Here is a 20,315-nt window from a genome sequence, read left to right on the forward strand (position 1 = left end):
GAGGTCATAACGTGTACTGCGCCCATTAAGTCAAGACAAAAAGGGTAGGAGCCTTTTGCGCTGTACTGCTTTTTTTAGTAAGCCAACGGGAATCCTGGGCAACAACGCGCTGTAATGCCTGCTTAGGGTGTCAACGTTACCGTATTCTCATCCGGAATAGTACTCAGAACGGTACACTATGCACGATGGTTTGCTCGCGTTCACTCCACCACGGCGGTTCTGTATCCGAACTGGACACACCTTCCCTCAGGATTCCTCAAGGGAACGTGGATACGGGGGATCGGTTTCGGTAAGACCGCTCGTTAGGCCGCAGGCCTGACCAGGGAGCGCATCTGGTTCGGCTGGTTCTCTCGCACTCGTCCCAGGGCAAGGGCACTCATGACAGAAAACACCAGCGTGAGGTGAACCGACAGTTTCTCCTGCCCCCGGATCGTGTGGAGTTCCAGGCTAAAGCTTCGATCCAGCCGGCTGTGGATCCGCTCCAAGGCCGTTCGCTTGGCATACTCCCGCTTCCACCGATACGAAGATCGGGCGAGAGGCGTGAAGACTCTGCGGTCCGTGGAGAGGGGGATCCGAATACAGGAGGCCAAGGGACAGGAGGCTTTGCCTGCACACTCATACCCATAGTGCACCGCAGGACAGCCGTACTTCAACGTGCCCCGCTTCTCTTCAAATCCCCGGTAGGCCATCTCCCGCTGCGTCCCCGTGGCCATACAGACACAACTCACCGTCCCTTGGTAGTCATACACCACATTTCTTGTCCCCGGGACCAGCCTGGTCTGTTCTCCATCTTTCCACAGGTTGCGAATATCGATGACCGGTTTGATCCGGTGCTCGTGCCACAACAGATCTATCAACGTGCCATCATCATAGCCCCGGTGGCCGTGAACACTTCCGCCGCCTTGAGTATATGCGGCCTATGGCGATCCAGGGACCGAATCAGCTTTCGCATCACCGGCACCTCGTGCTTTGAGGCCCGACTCACCGTAAAGGCCACCGGCAGTTCATACGCTGTATCCGCAAGGAGGTGCACCGTAAACCCGAACCATTTCTTTACCGACTTCTGTACCTCCCCCCGTTCATTCTGATACACATACTCATGACACCCCCAGTCCGCATCGTGCTCCCCTCGCCGGTCTCCGGCACCCTTCCCCCTTCGACGGGCAACGCTTGCTATCCCCTTCCCATCGGCTCCCAGCCGCCGCCCAAATCCAGGCAGCTCCCGGTAGCACTGATCCACCAGGCTGGTAAACACCCTTACCAGTGCTTCCCGGATACTCCGCTTCCTCAAGGTGGAAAGAAACCGGCTGTACGCGCTGGCACTGGGTACCGCATCGCTTCCCCGGGTAGGATCACATCCACACAGGTCCCTCAGTTGCCCGTTCCGCAAGAGCTCCCGGCGTAGCTGCTCGATGCTCGGGTGCTGAAACACTATCCCCGCAACGAGCGAGTTCCACATCGCCCGTACCGGATATTCATTCCGGCCTCTCCCCCGCCTCTGTTCCAGCTGCTGCATCAGTTCCTCATCCGGCAGGTTCTCCAACACCAGCCGAAGCCGATGTAAATCCCCCAATGCTTCTACATCGTGCCAGCAAAAAAGTGATTTCTGTGCTATACTTGCCATGGGCCCCTCCGTCGGTTTTCTGCTACCATGATTCTATCATGGAAAAACCCGGGGGCCCTCTTTTTTGGGGTCAATTTTTCAACTCCGACCTCGTTTTCCCCTTCTATCGCACCGTTGGACCGCTTTTTTGGGGTAAAATAAATCCCCACCCGCTTGTAATGTCTTTACCTATCGTTGCGTGAAAACAGCGCAAAAGGCTTCTACCCTTTTTGTCTTGACGTAATGGGCGCAGTACACAGAGCCGCAGAGCCGATCGTGTTGACATATGGTTTTGTTCATACTACTATCGGCCTTGACGTCGATACGTCCATGGGCGATTAGCTCAGTGGGAGAGCGCCTGCCTTACAAGCAGGATGTCAGTGGTTCAAATCCACTATCGCCCATCCCCCCGTGAGGGGGATTTTTCATGTGACAAGGGGGCCTCCCATGAAGAAGGTCGTGCTACCCGTTGCGGGGACGAATGAGACCTACACCCTCCGTCCCTCCAAGATCATTGCCCTGGGACTCAACTACAGGGAGCATATTGCAGAGAATATCACCGCTGAGATAGTGAAATCACAGGATCTGCCGGAGGAGCCCATCCTCTTCAACAAGACCCCTAATGTGCTTGTCGGACCCGAGGATGCGATCGTACTCCCTGCGATGGCGAGCCGCTATGCGACCCCAGACGATCCTGAGCGCACCGACTACGAGGCCGAGCTCGCGGTGATCATCGGCAGGGAGTGCAGGAACATCCCTCCTGAGGAGGCCACAGAGGTGATCTTCGGCTACACGTGTTTCAACGACGTGAGCCAACGGAACATCCAGAAGCGGGACAAGTCCGGCTGGTGGCGTGGCAAGTCTTTCGACACCTTCGGCCCCATCGGCCCCGTGATCGTGCCCGTTCGGGAGATCCCGGATCCCCACGCCCTTCGGATTCAGTGTCGTCTCAACGGTAAGGTGGTCCAAGACGGGTCCACGGGAGACATGATCTTCAGGATCCCTGAGATCATCTCCTTCATTTCCCGTCATATGACCCTGGAGGAAGGGGACATCATCGCCACCGGCACCCCGCAGGGGGTGGGTCCCCTCCATCCAGGGGATGTGGTGGAAGTGGAGATAGAGGGAATCGGCGTACTCCGCAACCCTGTGGTGGCGGAAACGTCCTGAGTGTATCCGCGTTGCGGATACGGCGGTCGCAGCAACCCGCCTCACCAAAACAAGGAGCCTTCCATGACAAACGAACTCCTCTGGTGTGCAATGCTCGTTTTCACCTTTGTGTTCGTCATTCTCCTCTACCGGACGATGGGGAAGGCCGGGCTCTTCCTATGGATTCCGGTGAGCGTGATCATCGCAAACATCCAGGTGGTGAAGACGATCACGCTCTTCGGGCTTACCGCCACCCTCGGCAACATCGTGTATGCCTCCACCTTCCTCGTCACCGATATTCTCTCCGAGATTTACGGTACACGGGAGGCGCGGAAGGCGGTGGTGATGGGCTTCGTGAGCCTGCTTGGTATGATCGTGCTCACCCAGTTCGCCCTTTGGTTCGTGCCCGGGCCGGACGATTTTTCGCAGGAACACTTGGAGGCGATCTTCTCCCTCATGCCGAGGATCGTCCTTGCGAGCCTGGTGGCCTACCTCGTTTCCCAGTTCCACGACGTGTGGGCCTTTCACTTCTGGAAGGAGCGGTTCCCTTCCTGGCTCTGGTTCAGGAACAACGCGAGCACCATGGTGAGTCAGCTCCTCGACAGCGCGATCTTCTCGTTCCTCGCCTTTGCAGGGGTGTACCCGCTTGGGGTGGTGGTGGAGATAGCCGTCACCACGTATCTGTTCAAGTGGATCGTGGCTGCCCTCGACACGCCTTTCCTCTATCTTGCCGTCTGGCTCAAGCGACGAGATCTCGTCCCCGAGGAGTAGTGCTCGGTCTCTAGGATACTACTCCTTCCACGGGAAGAACATGCCTTTGAGGGTCCGTTTGCCGACCCGTTCCCTCTCCTCAATGAGGAGGGTCTCCCATGGGATCTTCTTTCGGTCAGCATCGGGGTGCGCCTCGAGATACTCGTACTTGTACATACGGAGCTTGAGAGCATCCTGGAGCCATACCATGAGGCCGGCAGGTCCCGGGACGAGGAGGGCGGTGAAGATGGAGATAAAGAGGATCACCGGGGTCGAGAGGATCAAGACGATGCTCAGGCCCGGATTGTCCAAGGCGAGGAGAAAGGACTTCTTGAGGACTTTCCTCACCTTCGGTTCTATCTGACAGAGGAGGGGATAGAACCACACGCTCATGAGGGACCACCCGATGAGGGCCCACAGGAGGATCACCATGCCGATGAATCCTATGGCGCCTCCCCATGATGCGTAGAAGGGAAAGAAGAATAAGGGGATGAGCACTGCGAGGGCGGTGAGGCCGCCGAAGACGAGGGACCCCTTCCAGGTGTGCGTGAGGTAGGAGAGGAGGTCGTCGAACGAGGGGGTGCGGTAGAAGGCGATTTCCTTCGCGGCCATGGCGAGCATGCCCAGATAGAGGAAGGTGATGACGAGCCCTACCACCACCACGGCGGTGACCACCGGAAGGCCGAGCGGGCTTACCCATTCGGGAACCACGGTCGGGATGGCGAAGGAGAGCAGGAAACCCAGGTTGAGCACCACCACGGTGATGAGATGATCCCACGTGTCGAAGAATGCCTTTTTGATGAGAAAACCGATCATGGTCTTACTATAGAGGGTAGGGCTCACCGGGGCAAGAGGTCGAAGAGGGCGAGCGGCGGGTGTTTGAGGGAGCTCTCCTCCCATGTATAGAGGAGGAGTCTCCCCGTCCTGTAGTATATCTCCTGGCGGAAGACGTCCTGGATGAACCTGAAGGCGGGGGGAAGGACGAACTCCGTGACCACGTGACCGAGTCTCCTAAGCCCTTGTATGCCTTGCCGCAGGATGCCCACCTTTCGGAGGAGACCGAACTGTCTGAGGTTGCCGGTGACCACGTCCATGGCGGTCTTCACCGGGGGACGTTGTATGGTCTCCTGGACACCCACGATGAATTCCACCGTGATGCTTCCTGAGAGGAATTTCCCGCCGGGGATGCCGTAGAGGAGACTCAGGAGGAGCACGGAGAGGGCGTGTGCTCCTGTGAGCAGGTGGCCGATCCTGATGTGGAAGAGGGGTTCCACTCCGCTGGGGGCGTAGAGGGATCCCGTCCGGGAGTAGATGAGGAGGAGTTCGTCGAGATAGGAGCGGCTCTCCTGCGGGGGGATGATCATCTCTTGATAGGCCTTGCCCGCGGAGTGGAGGAGGGACTGCAGGGTGGTGGAGAGGTGTTGAAAGAACGAAGGAGCTTCCCTGTGGGTGAACACGGGGTCCTCGGGGAGTCCTATCTCCTTGAGTGTGCGCTGGTAGGTCTCGAGAGCCTCCGGAAAGATGGGGGTGGTTTCCGATTTCCAGAAGGTGGCGAGTCGCTCCTCTATGCGCCTCGCCTGTTCGCGTAGGGTCTGGGGAGAGAGCTTCTCTATCCGATCGGATATGAGGGGGTTCTTCCGACCGTAGAGGAAGAGGCCGTAGTAGGAGATCTGGTAGAGGAGGGAGGCGTAGAAGAGCCGGTACATTCCCTCGATGAGGAGACTCGAGACGGTCGAGCGTATGCTGTAGAGGAGGATCGCCGGTAGTCCTATCACCGGAAAGGCGAGGAGGAGAAAGGTGAGTGCGATGATCTTTCCGAGGATGCGGCTCCTCCAGAGTATCCTGATCGGTTTCCACTTCATGAGGGCGGAGTAGAAGGCCTGGACGTGACGGGTGCGGTAGAACCAGATGAGCCTGATCCTCTTGATGGTGGAGAACCACAGGGTCTTCCTGCTCCTGAGGATGAGGTCGTCGAGGGCGAGGTAGGTGCATTCGAGGAGTCTCCTGATGGAGAAGGAGTAGCGGAGGGTCCGGGGAGTTCGTGACCGTTCGATGTCGGGGTGGTAGTGCGTTTCGATGGTGAGGAGAAGTTCCTTGATGTCCTGCAGGAGGTTGAACGGAAGGAGGGAGTAGGTCTTTATTCTCTCTCGGATGTACTGTTCCATCTTATGAAGGAGGATCCGGTCTTCCTCGTTCCATCCCGTCTCCAGTCGGGACTCCGCCAGGGGAAAGAACTTCCTCCTCGCCCTCAGGAGGACCACGGTGCTCACCAGGAACCGCATGAGGAGGGGGATGAGGAGGAGCGGAAGGGCGATGAGGAAGGAGTAGAGGAAGATCGTGATGAACGACTCCATGGGGGAAGCCTAGGGAAAAGGTGAAGGTTCTTCAAGACTTGCACAGCCGAGCGTTTTACAGTAATGTGGAATGTGAGAGCAGGAATGTCAGGTATGAGAGTGGCGGTGTTCTTTCACCCGGGGGACGAGGAGATTGCCACGAAGGTGCTCAGGGTGATGAAGGATCTGGGCATCTCGGGAGCGGCTTACAGGATCCATCCTTGGTGGAAGGATGATGCGGCGGACAGGCTCCTCGGCGTGCTCAATGCGAGTACGCACATCCTTCTGGTCGTCCCCCCCTCCATAGACGAGCGGAGTGGCGATCTCTCCTGGTTGTTCTTCCTCGCCGGTTTCTGCGTGGCCAAGACCCGATACGTCTACTATCTCGTGCTCGAAGGGAGGGTGCACGTCCCTCCTTTTCTCCGGAGCATCGAGGGGATCACCTCGTTGGAGGGGGTACGCTCGGCGTTCCTTCGTGGGAAAGAGGAGTGGTTGGCCGAACAGGAACAGGAGAAGGCGAGGCTTTTCCTCAAGGAGCAGGACATTCCCCTCTCCGCGGAAGGGTTCATGGAGTGCGTGAAGAAGGAGAGGATCGAGGCATTGGAGAAGTTCTTCCTCCTGGGGTTCTCTCCCGATACGTGCGACAGAAAGGGGGTCCCGGCCCTCTGTCATGCAGTGAGGGTGCGATCGCTCGAGATGGTGAACCTGCTCCTCGCTCACGGGGCCGATGTGAATGCGGTCTCCGGCGACAGGGGGAACACCGCGATCATGGATGCGGCCGCGGACGGCAACAGGGAGATCGTGGTGCGTCTCCTCCAGGAGGACCCGGACCTCGACGTGCAGAGCAAGAACGGGCAGACGGCGCTCATCCTTGCCATCGGTCAGGGGGCCCTCGATATCGCCGAGCTGCTGGTGGACCGGGGCGCGGATGTCACGCTGAGGGATTCGCTCGGGATGACTGCCCGCAGGTATGCAGAGCTCTTCCGCTATCACGATCTCGCACGGAAGATCAAGGAGAGGGAATATGACTTCCAGAAGGCGTGACGTATCCCCTATCTTCCATCTCCTCATGAAAGACGGCTCGAGCCGGTTCCTCCATCCGTTCAATCGGCCTGAGGATGTCTTCCTCCTCGAGACGGTCGAGGTGGAGGGCTTCCTCGGGAACGAGCCGGACGTCTCGGCGCTCACGGCTTTCAGGAACCACCTCTACGGGCTCGTCGATGATGGGGTGAAGGAGTGGGTGCAGGAGAACCGTTTCGTGGTACGTTTTCTCCTCTCGGCTCTCGTGTTCCTTGTGAGCTACTTCGTCCTTGCCTTTGCCATCAGGGATCCGCTCCCGGTGGTGGACGAGGCGGTGGTTGCGTTCGGACTTTCGGTGGCGACGTTCGTGTTTCTGCTGAGAAGGGAGTTGAGGTCGTTCGAGGTGCTCGAGCGGAAGGCGCGGCTCAGGAAAAAGGTGGACGGGATCCGGTTCCAGGAGCATCCTTTCCTCAGGAAGGTGGAGTCGGCGCTCTGGCGGCTCGAGGAGGAGGGGCCCGATGCCCTGGAGGAGGCGAGTCTCCTTCTCAGGGATCGGTCGGACACGGAAGATCGGCTTCTCTCGGATCTGAACGCGTTCCTCCGTGGGAGGTTTGCCTCGTTCTCGTGGAAGCTGGTGCGCAGGAGTCTCCGTTCGTATCTGGCGGGGGGAGGGGGCCTGTCACGCAGGGTGCGGAAGGTCCTTCAGAGCAAGGACGGGCCTTTCTTCCTCCTCCACGTGGCGATCGAGGAGCCGGGCGGAGTGAGGGGAGGTGTGAACGGGCGTTAGCCTTCGATCTGCTGAAGTTCGAGCATACGTTTCTGGAGCTCGCGGCTCTCTTCGGCGAGGAGGAGGGTCTTTCGTGCCGGGGTGAAGTCGGGGTCGAGGGCGAGGGCCTTCTCGCAGAGGGCTATGGTGGTCTCGAGGTCGCCCCGGGCGTAGGCTTCGAGGGCTTGGAGATAGTAGCGGTCGACTTCGGCCTGGAGTGCGGCCCTCCCGTTGTCGCCGAGGTTGAGGGTGAGGTTCACGCTGAGCCTGTCGAGGGGGACGAACTGGGTGGTCATGTCCAGCACATAGGTGGTCTGGATGGAGAGGTCCTTCATGGTGAAGAGGGTGCCCATGGAGATGCGGGGATTGCCTCCTTTGAGAAGGAGGCCCGTCTGCATGGTGAGGAAGTCGGTGAGGGTGAGGGCCACCCCGGTGGCGTAGAAGGGGGCCTCGGCGGGTACGTCGGGGATGAGGTTGAAGGGGAGGGTGAAGTCGAAGGCGATGGTGAGGGGTCGTATGGGTGAGTAGCCCAGTCCTGTGGTGAGAGCGGTGGGAAGGGGTTCCTTCGTGGGGGCGAGTATCTCGATCCCGAGGTTTTTGATCACGAGTCCGAAAGAGAGGTTCCTGTTTCGGGAGGAGTAGAACTTGAGGAAGTTGACCTTGGTGAGAATCCCTATGTCCGCCATGAAGGCGAGGGCCGACTGGTCGGCGTAGAAGACCGATGGGATGGATCTGATGGCGATCTTGGGGGTGATGCCTGCTGCGATGCCGAAGAAATCATAGGAAGAGAAGAAGTTGTAGGCCACGTTGAAGCCGATCACGGTCTCGCTGTAGTATCCTGTGGCGAGGCGGTTGCCCCAGGCGTCGTACTGGGTGAAGGGGACGTAGAGGAACTTGCCTGCAGCGCCGATGCCGAGGTCGTCGAAGCGGATGGTGTAGACGACGCCTTCTATGTTCGTGTCGGCGATCCAGTCGTTGTGGTAGAGCGCGAGTTCGGTGAGAGGGAGCGCGGCGGAGGCGGCGGGGTTGGCGTCGATGAAGCTCGCGTGACGGGTGAGGGCGGTGTAGGCGGTACCCATGGCCTGGTATTCTCCGCCTATGGGGATGCTGAGCAAGGGGAATATGGTGAGCCCGGTGTTCGGATCGGAGAGGGAGGAGAGGGTTTCGGCGATGTTGCCGTAGGTGGTGGAGAATTCTTCCGGGAAAAGGGCCGTGGGCGTTGTGCCGATAAGGAGAAGGATGAGAGTATACAGGAGTGGGTGTTTCATTCCATATTCAATATACTTCATCGGGGGAGGTTCTTCCAGTGCAGTGAGGATGTGGAAGGGGTGGTATACTTTGGCATGGTGAGGCAGGTCGCGTGAGGTACATGGGTGTGAGGCTGCTCCTGTGGTGTCTCCTCGTCTTCCTGGTGGGGGGGGTGGTGTATGCAGGTGGGCAGGGGGAGGATGAGCTCGAGATGGCCCGGCGTCTCATCGAGGAGAAGCGGTACAACAGGGCGATAGAGATCATCACCCAGGTAATGAGGGAGGATCCTGATCGGATGGAGGAGGCGGAGGCCCTTCTCGCACGGGTGCGGATGGTGCGGGGGGATTTCAACGCCCTGTATGCCGAGCTCATCGAGGTGCTCTATGTCCAGAGGGATGTCGAGCGGGCTCTCGAGATCATCGAAGAGCTCGAAGGAATGGACGAGGAACCGGATCCGGCGGTGAGGGAGTCGCTCGCGAGGGCCAAGGAGACGGCCCGGTTCGTGTACAATCAGGATCGGTTCAGGGGGATCATGGAGGAGGGGGCCCGGCTTCTCGATGCAGGGAGGTACGCCGAGGCGGTCCGGCTCTATCAGGAGGGGTTCGGGCTCTACCGGGAGGAGTTCTTCTCCTCGCAGTACGGGAATGTGATACTCGACGAGGTGGGCAGGGTGGTCTCGCGCCTGGAGGGGGTCGCAGGCGGGCTTTCCGAGGTGCTGGCCGATTTTGAGGATGCCTGGAAGGGGTATGCGGCTGTGGTCGAAGGGGGTGGGGTGGATGAGGTGGTGGAGGGGTATGCGGCTCTCAGAGAGGCTGCGTTCCGGCTGGCTGCTGCGAGGAGGGAGGTTTTCCGCCTGGGGCGGGTGGTGGCGTGGGAGAACCTTCGGGTGATGGAGAGTGCGGGACTGGAGCGGGAGGATTTCTTCCTGGGGTTCATGCAGCGGTTCGTCCTGGGACGGGTGCAGGTGCGGGAACGGGAGGGGGTGGTGGGGGCCCTGGAGCGGGCTCTGCTCGAGGGGCTCGGGGGGGTGTCGGCGGGGCTCGAGAGGAGACTCGAGGGTGTGGTGCAGGAAGGGTTCGGGGGGGCGGAGGTGTGGGAGGATGCGATGCGGCTCGCAGGGGTGATGGTGCGGCTGCAGGAGTGCTGGGGTGCCTCGGGGGTATGGGAGAGGGGGGGTATGGGGGATTGGGAGCGGGAGATCGTGGGGCGTGGGGGGAGGACCGTGTTGGTGGGGAGGGCGTACGGGGCGGTGGCGGGGGCGATGGGGCGGTTGAGGGAGGTGCTGGGGGTGGGGGTGCTTGAGGGGGATGTGGATGTGCGGCTCGCGGCGGTGCGGGAGCGGGTGGCCGGGGTGTGGGGGGTGATGGGGGAGCTCGAGGAGATGGCGGGGGTGTTCGAGGGGCGGTTCGGGGCGTTCGGGGGACGGGATGCGGCACGGGTGGTGGAGGGTGCGGTGCGGTACCTCGAGGGGGTGGCGGGGGAGGAGGAGAGGCGGGCGGTGCGGGTGGTGGTGGAGGCCCTGGCGGGGGATGTGGGGAGGATGGAGGAGGGGGTGAGGGAGGTGGCGGCGATGGTGCAGGGCGTGCGGGAGTTGCTCGAGGGGAGGGAGGAGGAGGTGGAGGTGGGGGGTACGCTCCAGACCGTGCTCGCGAAGTATCCTCGAGAGGCCCTTGCCCTGGCGGAGGAGGCGGAGCAGGCGCTGCAGGGATACCTGTCGTTCCATGCATCCCGCAGCCGGGTGTACGCCGCTATGGAGGAGTACCTTCGTACCGATGAGGGGGTGGAGAGGCTCGTTGCGGGTTTCGACTCGAGCGCAGAGGAAGCGCGTGCTCTCCTCGAGACGCTCCAGGGACTCAAGGGACAGGCCCGTGAGCAGTCTCTCCTCGCGGAACGATACCGAAACGAGGGGCTGAAGAAACTACGGGACGCGGAGCGTGCAATCGATCGAGAGGCCTACGAGGAAGCCCGGACTCTCCTTTCCGAGGCCGGCGAACTCTTCGCCACATCCTTCTCGTATCAGGAAGATATGGAGCTGAGGAGGGAAGTGGATGCCAGGCTCATCGCCCTGTCGGAGCGTATCGTGAGTGAGGAGAACCAGCGGATCATCCGTGAGGTACGATCCCTCATCACCCAGGGGAGGGAGCAGTACCTCCTGGGTAACTTCGAGGAGGCGGAGCGACTCCTGCTTCGGGCTCAGGCCAGATGGCGGGTGACCCATACCGAGGACAACGAAGAGGTGGTCTACTGGCTCAAGTTCGTCCGGGCCGCCCTCGCCATCCAGCGGGGCAGGACCATCTCGGAGACCGACCCTCTCTACAGCGAGATCACCCAGCTTCTCAACCTCGCGCGTCAGGACTACCAGAGGGCCTCGACTCTTATCGAGGGTGGGAGACGGGACGAGGGGATGGGACTCCTTGATCAGGCGGTGGAGAAGCTGCTCAGGGTGAGGATGGCCTTCCCCCTCAACAGGGATGCGAGCATACTCCTCCTGAGGATCGAACAGTTGAGAAATCCCGACAACTTCGATGCGCTTTTCAGGAGGCGTATCGACGAGTCGATTGCAAAGCTGAATACGGCGCCGCAGGAGGCCTACGTGGAGCTCCAGGACCTGGCTGCCATACGTCCCGACTTTCCGGGGCTCAAGGATGCGATCTATCGGGCCGAGATCACCCTGGGAGTACGGGTGCCTCCTCCGGATCCGAGAAATATCGCTCGAGCGAAGGAACTCTACGTACAGGCCCTCGATATTTTCAACCGGAACGATCGGGCGAACTTCCCTGTGGCCCTTGAGCAGCTCAACCAGGCGATCACCCTCGATCCTGACAATCAGGATGCCGTCGCCCTCAAGGACCGGATCCAGCTTGCCATGGGGGCTCAAACTACGGTCACCCTCCCCAGTTACGCGCTCAGGCGCTACAAGGAGGCCGAACAGAAATATGTGGAGGGGAGATACTACGAGGCCCTGGCCATCGTCCAGGAACTTCTTGCCGATGAGAGGGCGAAAAGGTATCCTCCCCTCTTGGAGCTCAAACGGAGGATAGAATCCAGGCTATGAGACGTCTCCTCCCGCTCTGCGTGTTGCCGGTGATCCTCTTCATTACCTGGAGTATGGGGGCTCAGGAGCTCTACTGGGAGGCTCCCCATCTCATGGGGAGAGAGGGTGCGCGTTTCATCCAGGGGGATACAGGTGGGGGCCTCGCGGTGATCGGATGGGAGGAGTTCTATCGGAGAGGGTCCTCCCGTGTGATAGGGGTGTTCGTGAGTGCATTTCGCGCAGGGGGGCAGTGGAGCGAGCCTTCCCTCGTCACGGAAATCCCTTTCGTGGGGGATGAGGCCGCCATCTATTCCCTCCTCGTGGATGGGCGGGGAAGGGTGTTCGTGGCCCTCACGTATGACGAACGGACCACACGCCTCTTCATCTCCGAGGACGGGGGTGCCTCGTTTTCTTCGTTCGACGTGGGGGCCGGTTTCGATGTCTCGGTGGGGCCGCGCCTCTTCGAGACCCAGGACGGAGGGTATCTCCTCTTCGTGAACCAGTCCATCGAGGACTCTCTCAGCCTGTTCTATGCCCGCTCGAGCGATGGGCGGACGTGGTCTTCCTTCACGAAGCTGGAGGAGAGAAGGGAGTTGGAGCTCAACTTTCTCCCCGCTCATGCCTCTTGGCGAGGGAAAGAGTACGTGGTCTACCAGTCGTTCGGTCTCTCGGAGCGCGGGACCTACCAACTCTACTGCAAGGTGAGTACCGACGGAGGGAGGACATGGTCTCCTGCCGTTCCCCTCACCCATGGGGAAGATCCACAGGTGCCCGACGCCGCCTTCCAGGTCTTCGACAATCAGAGGCCTTTCCTCGCCGTGGTGGACGACAGGCTCTACCTGGTCTGGGAGCGCACCTACGCTCGCACCCCCACGCAGATCTACCTCCTTGAGCTCTCCTCCGATGGCACTCCCGCCGGTCCCATGGAACGGATTTCCTCGGGAGACTATGCCCACTATGCCCCTCGCATCTTCCCCTATGAAGGGAAGCCTTACGTCCTGTGGTTGGACACGGGCAAGGGGGAAGAGCACGTGAGGCTTGCCTACAGGGTGGGCCTGGATTGGAGATCGAGTGATCTCTCTCCCCCAGGGGTGCGGGCCTTCTTCCCCTTTCCCCTCCTGATCGACGGTGACCTCTTCGTCTTCTGGGAGCAGCGTCAGGGTGCGCGCTCGCGCATCGCCTTCCTCGAGCCTGACAGGAGCGTCCCTTCGCCCAGGATAGAGGCCGAAGGGGTACGCGAGGGCGCCCGATCGCGGACGAAGAGAGTGCGTATCCGGTGGAGTGTTCCTTTCGATTCCTCTGGGATAGCCGGTTTCAGCTACGTATGGTCGCAGGATCCCTCGGCACCCGTGCCGCACAGGCTCATGGTCCTTGAGGACACCACGGAGGTCACGGTGGAGGCATCCGAAGACGGGCCGTGGTACTTCAGGATCATCGCCCAGGACTACGCCGGTAACTGGTCGGAGCCTGCTACTTTTTCCTACGTGCTTGATACCTCGCCTCCAGGTAAGGTGGTCTTCGAGCCACTCCCCTACGACGAGGAGGGATTCCTGCCCTCCAATACGTTCAGCGTGAGTTGGACTCCCCCACCTGACGAGCCCGTGGCAGGTTATTCCTACCGGCTCGAGTACGTGCGTCCGAATCGACCTGACGAGCTGGTATCCTTCGGAGAGGGGGTGCAGCCGGGAGATGAGGAACCTGTCCGCTGGATGGAGCCCGAGCTTCCGGAAGGGTGGAGCCCTTCGCCCCCTCCCGCCTATGTGATGACCGAAAATCCTATCCTCTCTTTCCGCAATCTCGACAACGGCTTGTGGGCTTTGAGTGTACGGGCCATAGATACCGTGGGCAATGCAGGTCCTCCGCAGGTGGTCTTCTTTCGGCTCAACAAGTACGTGCCGGTCACCTACATCACCTATGTGGATGCGAGCAAGGACGATCTCGGGCGTGTGGCCCTCACCATACACGGCCGGGGATTCGCGGAGGGAGGGGAAGTACATACGATCTTTCTCGACGAGGATGGGAAGGAGCCCTACCATTACGTCTTTTCGCTGGAGAGGGGTGAGTTTACCGTGAGGTCGGACAGGGTGATCGCCGGCCCTGTGATCGATAACCCCGATGAAGGGCACTACTACGTGGGGGTCATCCACCCCACGCGTGGCCGTTCGATCACCCCTCGGCCTCTCATCGCTCTGGAGCCGGGCGGCACGGTGAAGATCGGGTACTTCGGTGACTACTCCCTGCCGGTGACCCTCCTCCCGGTTCCTCGCTACAGTATCTCCTCGGGCACTGTCGCGGTAGTCCTCGTGATGCTGGCCCTCCTCGTGGTGAGTGGGGTGGCGGTTTTCCAACTCGCAGGGGTGATGAGGGAGCAGTCCCTCCTCACCGCCCAGGCCCGTGCTCTCGTGAAGGGGATGCGGCTGCCGGGTCTGACGAAACAGGAGGTGGTGCGTATGCGACGAAGAGGAATGAGTCTCAGGGTGAAGTTCACCCTCCTTTTCACCGTACTCGTGATCACGGTGGTGCTCCTGGTGGCCATCCCGCTCGGGGCCTACATGATCTCCACACAGGAGCGCAGCCTCGCGCGCGCCCTGAAGGAACGCACGGAGGTGCTCCTGGAGAGCCTCGCCAGCGGAGCCCGCACCTACCTTCCCTCGCAGAGCACCCTCGAATTGCTCCAGCTGCCTGCCCAGATCTCGGCCATGGAGGAGGCCCTCTCCGCCACCATCACGGGTTTCGCGGGTCTCGAACCCGACGCCCCTGAGATCGTATGGGCCTCCAACGATTCCCAGATCGCCTCCATGATCGATACCGCCGAGCTCGTGCCCGGAGAGTCGGTGATCACCGACGATATCACGCCCTTGAGGATCGAGCTCGTCCGTACCCTGAACGAGCGGGCGCGTGAGGCCTTGGGTGATCTCCCCCGGCAGATCGACAGTCTTGGTCGTGAGGCCCTCGCCCTCGCCACGCGCACCGACGAAGCCTCGCGGGTGAGGCTCCAGGACCTCCAGGAGACCATCCGCACACTCGACGCCCGCATGCGTGCGGTGCTCCAGCAGGTGGGCAATGTGGTGGGGAGCGTCCCCACCTTCGACCCCGAAGACCTGGACTATGGTACCACCAGGTACACCTTCTTCAAGCCCGTGCTCTACAGGGTGCGGGGGGAGGACGCCTATGTCCGTGGGATGGTGCGGCTCACGATCTCCACCGAGAGGATCATCCAGGAGGTGGCCTCTTCCCGGGCCGCTCTCATCAGGATCACGGCCCTCATAACCGTGGCGGCGCTCCTCCTGGGCATAGGAGGGGCCCTCCTGCTCTCGGCCATCACCGTCAATCCCATCAAGAAGCTCGTCGCGGGGGTGGAGGTGATACGGGACACCGAGGACAAGGAGAAGCTCGCCGACCACGTGATAGAGGTGAAGTCGCGTGACGAGCTCGCCCTTCTCGCCGAGACCATCAACGAAATGACCCAGGGGCTCGTGAAGGCCGCGGCAGCCAACAAGGAGCTCATCGTGGGTAAGGAGGTCCAGAAGATGTTCATCCCCTTGAAGAAGGACGAGGCCGGGCGCAAGCTCACCACCGCCGAGGAGGAAGACGAACGCCTCTCCATCTTCGGGTACTACGAGGGTGCCAAAGGGGTCTCGGGGGACTACTTCTACTACCAGAAGGTGGACAGGGATCACTATGCATTCCTCAAGTGCGACGTGGCCGGCAAGGGCGTGCCGGCGGCCCTCATCATGGTGGAGGTTGCCACCATCTTCCTCAACTACTGCCAGAACCTCGACGTACGGAGAGATGGGGTGCACCTGGACAGGCTCCTCTCGGAGATCAACGATCTCATCGCAGGGAGAGAGTTCAAAGGTCGGTTCGCAGCCATGACCGTGGGGCTCTACAACGAGCGGACGGGGAGGTGCTTTGTCTCGAACGCGGGGGATACCCTTCTTCACTACTTCAGTGCCGCCGAGAGGCGTCTCAAGGAGATACGGCTCCCCACCGCACCGGCGGCCGGGGTCTTCGACAGTTCCCTCGTGGAGATGCAAGGCGGGTTCAAGCAGATTTCGCTCCAGCTCTCGCCCGGCGACATCCTCATCCTCTTCACCGATGGACTCGAGGAGGCCCAACGGGTCCTCAAGAATCCTGACTTCACACCACATACCGTCACCCAAGAGGAAATCACCTCTGGTGAGGTGCCCTCACACCTGCGTCCCGGAGAGGAGACCGAAGAGTTCGGTCTCGAACGGATCCGAGCGGTGGTGGAGACGATTGCACGGAGGGGAACCTACCGCCTCATCCGGGTGCTCGATCCTGATCCCGTGGAGCTCGTCTTCGATTTCTCTTCCCTTTCCAGTACGGCAAGGGACATGGTGTTGGGACTCCTCGCCGTGGAGAAGATGTTTCGCATCTACCGCGATCCTTCGACCGGGCCTTCGGACGTGGTCGTAGTGGATCGCGCTGTGGATGAGTGCCTCAAACGGACTTTCCTCCAGTACGGTCTCTACTTCACAGATTCCGAGCCTGATCCAGAGCGGCCGGAATACCTCCTCCATAGGAATCTGAAGGAGGACGAGCAGTACGACGACCTCACCGTGATGGCCCTCCAGAGGAAGGGGTAGGCATGCGCGCGGGACTGTCTCCTGTTTCCGCTGAAAAACGGAGCCTTCCATGCCGATAGGAAGAAGGATGAAGATACGCCACTACGTGCTCCTCTTCCTCTTCACCACCGTGCTCGCCGCCCTCAACTCGAGCGAGTTCAGGGATGAGGTGGTCCTCTACAACGCCTCCACCCAGCCGGCAGGCTTCCTTCTTGTGCACAACGAGGAGGAGATCGCCCGCCTCTCGGCCGCCTCGATCCCCGATCTCCTCTCCTTCCTCGAGGAGAGGGGGGACGAGATCGAGCTCCTCGCCCCAGGGGAATGGGTCGAGATGAGACAGGTGCCCGCCCTGGTCACAGGGTACCTCATCGATCGTGAGACCTTCCAGGTGAGGTTGTTCCGCGCTCTCCTTCCGTCCACACCCGGTTGGTATCCCCTCAGCGAGGAAGTGCTCCTCAGTGAGGACGGTGCTCCCGTGGTTCTCCCCCTCTGGAGTGTGCCGGTGCCGTTCTCGCCGGTGTTCCTCGACGGCGCGATCCGGGACTGGAAGAGATACCCGCCCTCTTGGGAGGCTCTTGACGACGGTCTCCCCCTGCGCGCCTTCAGGGGCACGGGTGAGAGGGAGGAGGAGATCCCCCTTGAGGACGCACGCTTTTGGAGGACTCGTGATCTCCTCCCCGAGCGGATCTGGCTGGCACGGAATCACACCCACTGGTACCTCGCGGTCTCAGGTCTCCCCGCCGAAGACGGACTCTCCCTTTTCGTCTATGCCTACGGTCGGGACGAAGTGCCGATCCGGGTGCTCGAGATTCCCCTCTCCGGCAGATCCTACGGATACCTCGCTTCCTGGGAGGGAGGAGCCGAACCTGCAGGGGTCTGGTGTGCAGGGCCTGAGGTGATCGAGGCGCGTTGGCCGGTGGACGAGGAGACGCCCCGGCGGTGGGAGATCACCACCTACTACCAGCAGGAGGCCTCCTACGAGGAGTTCCTCATCGCCGTGCTTGAGGCCGAAGACGTGGTGGAGCTTTCGCCGTGAAGAGGAGCACGTTCTACTGTGAGTATTGTCACCAGCAGGTGAGCCCGCGGGACAGGATTTGCCCCCATTGCGGAAGGATCTTCACCGATGTGAGGTGCCCCGAGTGTGGGTACACCGGGGGGGTGAAGGAGTTCCTGAAGGGGTGTCCGAGTTGCGGCTACCTGGGTGAGGTGCACTACCCGCAGGAGAGACGGGAGGAACCGTCGGATGGAACCAGCTCCTTCGTGATGTTCGAGAAGAAGGACTCCCTTCCCGCTTCGCTCTTCTGGATCATCATGCTCCTCCTGGGTGCCACCTTTCTGGTGCTCATCTACTTCTATCTCTCTCTCTAGGAGGTGTCATGAGGGTGTACGGCCTCCTTGTGATGTTCTTGTCCCTCCTCTGGATCGTTCCCCAGGAGGCGCCGCCTCCCCAGCCCATTCAGCGGGGGTTCCGTGGCATCCAACTGAGTGAGGCTGTGGAGGTGGTGAAGGAGAAGCTCAAACGTGATACCTTCTTTCTCTACAGAGAGGAGCTTGATGTGAGTTTCAGCCCCGGTCGGGACGACATCATCATCCAGACGAGGGCCTGGAAGTATATCACGAACGCCCAGTTCCAGTTCTACAACGAGCGACTCTCGCTCATCGTGCTCCAGCTCGATACCACACAGCTCGACTACTTCGGTATGTACCGGAAGTTCGTGGAGAAATACGGCGACCCGGAAGAGTTCAGCCCCTCGCTCGCACGCTGGTCGGACGAGAAGACCATCCTCATCCTCGAGCGACCGCTCACCGTGAAATACATCGACCGGACCTCCCATGAGGATCTCACCCAAGGCAAGGCGGTACTTCAGAGCACGGAGGACATGGCCCGTGAAGCGTTCATGGATCTCTTTTAAGGCGGCCAGCCTGGTCCTCGCGCTCTCCGTCCTGTTCGGATGCGGTGGAGGGGAGATGGCACACATCAGGATCGACGGAATATCGCTCAAGGTGGAGGTTGCCGATACTCCGGCGGAACGGGAGCGGGGCCTCATGGGCCGCATGACCCTCGCGCCCTATGACGGCATGCTCTTCGTGTTCCCCAGGGCGTACCGGGCGGCCTTCTGGATGAAGGATACCCCCCTCCCGCTCTCGGTGGCCTTCATCGACGAGGCGGGGGTGATCCGGGAGATCCACCACCTCGTGCCGTTTTCGACAGTGCCCGTTCAGGCCTCGGTCCCTGTACGGTACGCCCTCGAGGTGGAAGAGGGATTCTTCGATATGCACGGTATCAGGGCAGGAGACGTGGTCCATCTGCCTGAGCGGCTCAGGCAGTAGCCGTCAGCCTTCGAAGTCGAAAAGACCCATTTCGGGTTTTTTCCGCTCGGGTGCGCTCTCGGGATCCTCCGGATTGTTGAGGAGGATCTCGATCTTCCGTTCCACCGCGGCGAGTTCCTTCTCGAGCTGACGGGCGAGCGTGATCCCCTCCTCGAAGCAAGCGGTTGCCTCCTCGAGTGGGAGATCCCCCTCCTTGAGACGCTGGGCTATCTCTTCAAGGCGCGAGAGTCTGGTCTCAAAGTCCTTCTTAGGCATCGTGCACCTCCGTTGTCGCTGACTCGTCTTCCGGCGGGGCCACCTGCGTGGTACGCGCTTCGAGTTCCCCCCGTGCGAGGGTGATGGAGAGCCTCTGCCCCTCGAAGGCGGCGCGGGTGTCCCGCAGGATGTCCCCCGTGGCAGCGTCCCGTACGATGGCATACCCTCGTGAGAGGACGGCCCGAGGAGAATGTGCCTGGGTGATCTCGCGTGCCATCTCGATACGGTGTCGCAGTTTGAGGAGATATTCCCGCATCGTACGAACGATGGACTGGTGTGCCTCGTCCCACCTTTGGAGATAGGGTGCCCGGTAGAGGGTGAAGAGACGGGCGAGCTGTTCCTCGCTCACCTTGCCGAGGCGGAATCTGAGGCGCTCGCAGAGACTCCGTATCTCTCGAACCATCGTGAGGTGGGCGTGGTGCACCCGCTGGAGCAGTTCCTCCCTGTGGGCGCTCACCATCTCCGCCGCAGCCGAAGGGGTGGGTGCGCGTAGGTCGGCCGCGAAGTCGCTCAGGGTGTAGTCGATCTCGTGTCCCACGGCTGAGATGACGGGGGTTTCGCACGCGGCGATGGCCCTCACCACCACTTCCTCGGAGAAGGGGAGGAGGTCCTCGATGGAGCCTCCACCGCGGGCCACGATGATGACGTCCCCGAGCTTCCACGCGTCGGCCCTGCGGATCTGTTCGGCGATGATGGGAGCGGCGTTCTCTCCCTGTACAGGGGCGGGTACCACCACGATATCCACCCCTGCGTTGCGCCGTGTGAGCACGTTGATGATGTCCCGTACGGCGGCGCCCGTGGGAGAGGTGACCACTGCGATGCGGGAAGGGAAGAGAGGAATGGGCCTCTTGCGTTCCTTGTCGAAGAGTCCCTCGGCCGCGAGCTTCTGTTTTCGCTTCTCGAGCATCTCGAGGAGAGCGCCCACGCCCACCTGCTCGAGTTCCTCGCACACGAGCTGGTAGGCGCCTCGCGCCTCGTACACGCTCAAGGCGCCCTTCGCCAGGACCATCATGCCGTCCTTGGGCTGGAACGAGAGGCGGCGATACCTGCTCTGGAACATTACCACGTTGAGTACGGCCCGTTCATCCTTCAAGCTGAAGTAGAGGTGCCCGGTGGACGAAGGCCGGCAGTTGGAGATCTCTCCCTGTACCGCCACGTAGGGAAAGGCATCCTCGAGGTAGCCCTTGATGAGGGAAGTGATCTCTGAGACGGAAAAGACCTTCTGCGGTATGCTCAT

Annotated in this window: 15 protein-coding genes, 1 tRNA gene and 1 pseudogene; 11 read left to right on the top strand and 6 right to left on the bottom strand. The window is 61.0% G+C overall.

From position 1 onward, the window contains the following. Positions 1-302 precede the first annotated feature (302 nt). Positions 303-1,624 (bottom strand): annotated as a pseudogene (locus tag SPITH_RS12935) (transposase). A gap of 311 nt (positions 1,625-1,935) precedes the next feature. On the opposite strand from SPITH_RS12935, the gene SPITH_RS04935 reads away from it, so the two are divergent. The 3 genes from SPITH_RS04935 (at position 1,936) to SPITH_RS04945 (ending at position 3,523) form a co-directional block, all read left to right on the top strand. Then, positions 1,936-2,007, top strand: a tRNA-Val gene (locus tag SPITH_RS04935). A gap of 43 nt (positions 2,008-2,050) precedes the next feature. Beyond that, on the top strand, positions 2,051-2,773 hold the full coding sequence (locus tag SPITH_RS04940; protein WP_014624603.1) for a fumarylacetoacetate hydrolase family protein: 723 nt from the start codon (positions 2,051-2,053) through the stop codon (positions 2,771-2,773). Positions 2,774-2,836: 63 nt separating this feature from the next. Then, complete coding sequence (locus SPITH_RS04945; RefSeq protein ID WP_014624604.1) at positions 2,837-3,523, top strand: queuosine precursor transporter; 687 nt, start codon at positions 2,837-2,839, stop codon at positions 3,521-3,523. A gap of 18 nt (positions 3,524-3,541) precedes the next feature. Here SPITH_RS04945 and SPITH_RS04950 read toward each other — a convergent pair whose 3' ends face one another. Together SPITH_RS04950 and SPITH_RS04955 are read right to left on the bottom strand one after the other, a co-directional pair. After that, positions 3,542-4,318: a YesL family protein gene (locus SPITH_RS04950; RefSeq protein ID WP_041624018.1), complete on the bottom strand. Its 777-nt coding sequence runs from the start codon at positions 4,316-4,318 to the stop codon at positions 3,542-3,544. A 23-nt stretch (positions 4,319-4,341) separates the two neighbouring features. After that, positions 4,342-5,856 carry a hypothetical protein gene (locus SPITH_RS04955; RefSeq protein WP_014624606.1) on the bottom strand — a complete coding sequence of 505 codons (1,515 nt, stop codon included), beginning with the start codon at positions 5,854-5,856 and terminating at the stop codon, positions 4,342-4,344. A gap of 93 nt (positions 5,857-5,949) precedes the next feature. Here SPITH_RS04955 and SPITH_RS04960 point away from each other — a divergent pair, with 93 nt between their 5' ends. Both SPITH_RS04960 and SPITH_RS04965 read left to right on the top strand, forming a co-directional pair. Continuing rightward, a complete protein-coding gene (locus tag SPITH_RS04960) occupies positions 5,950-6,879 on the top strand; it encodes an ankyrin repeat domain-containing protein (protein WP_014624607.1) in 930 nt (309 codons plus the stop codon). A gap of 25 nt (positions 6,880-6,904) precedes the next feature. Continuing rightward, positions 6,905-7,642 (top strand): hypothetical protein, encoded by a 738-nt coding sequence (locus tag SPITH_RS04965; protein ID WP_245523453.1) that lies wholly within the window; start codon positions 6,905-6,907, stop codon positions 7,640-7,642. Here the strand turns inward: SPITH_RS04965 and SPITH_RS04970 are convergent. After that, a complete protein-coding gene (locus tag SPITH_RS04970) occupies positions 7,639-8,889 on the bottom strand; it encodes a UPF0164 family protein (protein ID WP_245523454.1) in 1,251 nt (416 codons plus the stop codon). The two genes, SPITH_RS04965 and SPITH_RS04970, sit on opposite strands and share 4 nt — an antisense overlap. A gap of 101 nt (positions 8,890-8,990) precedes the next feature. Between SPITH_RS04970 and SPITH_RS04975 the strand changes: the two genes are divergently transcribed. From SPITH_RS04975 to SPITH_RS05000, 6 genes are read left to right on the top strand one after another with little or no spacing between them, the layout of a single operon-like run. Continuing rightward, a complete protein-coding gene (locus SPITH_RS04975) occupies positions 8,991-11,924 on the top strand; it encodes a tetratricopeptide repeat protein (protein ID WP_014624610.1) in 2,934 nt (977 codons plus the stop codon). Next, complete coding sequence (locus SPITH_RS04980) at positions 11,921-16,513, top strand: SpoIIE family protein phosphatase (RefSeq protein ID WP_014624611.1); 4,593 nt, start codon at positions 11,921-11,923, stop codon at positions 16,511-16,513. Before SPITH_RS04975 ends, SPITH_RS04980 begins: the two co-directional genes overlap by 4 nt. A 49-nt stretch (positions 16,514-16,562) precedes the next feature. Next, positions 16,563-17,528, top strand: a complete 966-nt coding sequence (locus SPITH_RS04985) for a hypothetical protein (RefSeq protein ID WP_245523455.1) — start codon at positions 16,563-16,565, stop codon at positions 17,526-17,528. Beyond that, positions 17,525-17,860 (top strand): double zinc ribbon domain-containing protein, encoded by a 336-nt coding sequence (locus tag SPITH_RS04990; protein ID WP_014624613.1) that lies wholly within the window; start codon positions 17,525-17,527, stop codon positions 17,858-17,860. Before SPITH_RS04985 ends, SPITH_RS04990 begins: the two co-directional genes overlap by 4 nt. Before the next feature lie 8 nt (positions 17,861-17,868). Next, positions 17,869-18,405 (top strand): hypothetical protein, encoded by a 537-nt coding sequence (locus SPITH_RS04995; RefSeq protein ID WP_014624614.1) that lies wholly within the window; start codon positions 17,869-17,871, stop codon positions 18,403-18,405. After that, the gene (locus SPITH_RS05000) at positions 18,380-18,823 is read left to right on the top strand and encodes a DUF192 domain-containing protein (RefSeq protein WP_014624615.1); all 444 of its coding nucleotides are present in this window, start codon (positions 18,380-18,382) and stop codon (positions 18,821-18,823) included. The genes SPITH_RS04995 and SPITH_RS05000 overlap by 26 nt, the downstream gene beginning before the upstream one ends. A 3-nt stretch (positions 18,824-18,826) precedes the next feature. Here SPITH_RS05000 and xseB read toward each other — a convergent pair whose 3' ends face one another. Both xseB and xseA read right to left on the bottom strand, forming a co-directional pair. Continuing rightward, positions 18,827-19,078, bottom strand: coding sequence for an exodeoxyribonuclease VII small subunit (gene xseB, locus SPITH_RS05005; RefSeq protein WP_014624616.1), 252 nt, complete (start codon positions 19,076-19,078; stop codon positions 18,827-18,829). Continuing rightward, the gene (gene xseA / locus SPITH_RS05010) at positions 19,071-20,315 is read right to left on the bottom strand and encodes an exodeoxyribonuclease VII large subunit (RefSeq protein WP_014624617.1); all 1,245 of its coding nucleotides are present in this window, start codon (positions 20,313-20,315) and stop codon (positions 19,071-19,073) included. Before xseA ends, xseB begins: the two co-directional genes overlap by 8 nt.

The sequence above is a fragment of the Spirochaeta thermophila DSM 6578 genome (assembly GCF_000184345.1).
GTDB classification, from domain to species: domain Bacteria; phylum Spirochaetota; class Spirochaetia; order Winmispirales; family Winmispiraceae; genus Winmispira; species Winmispira thermophila.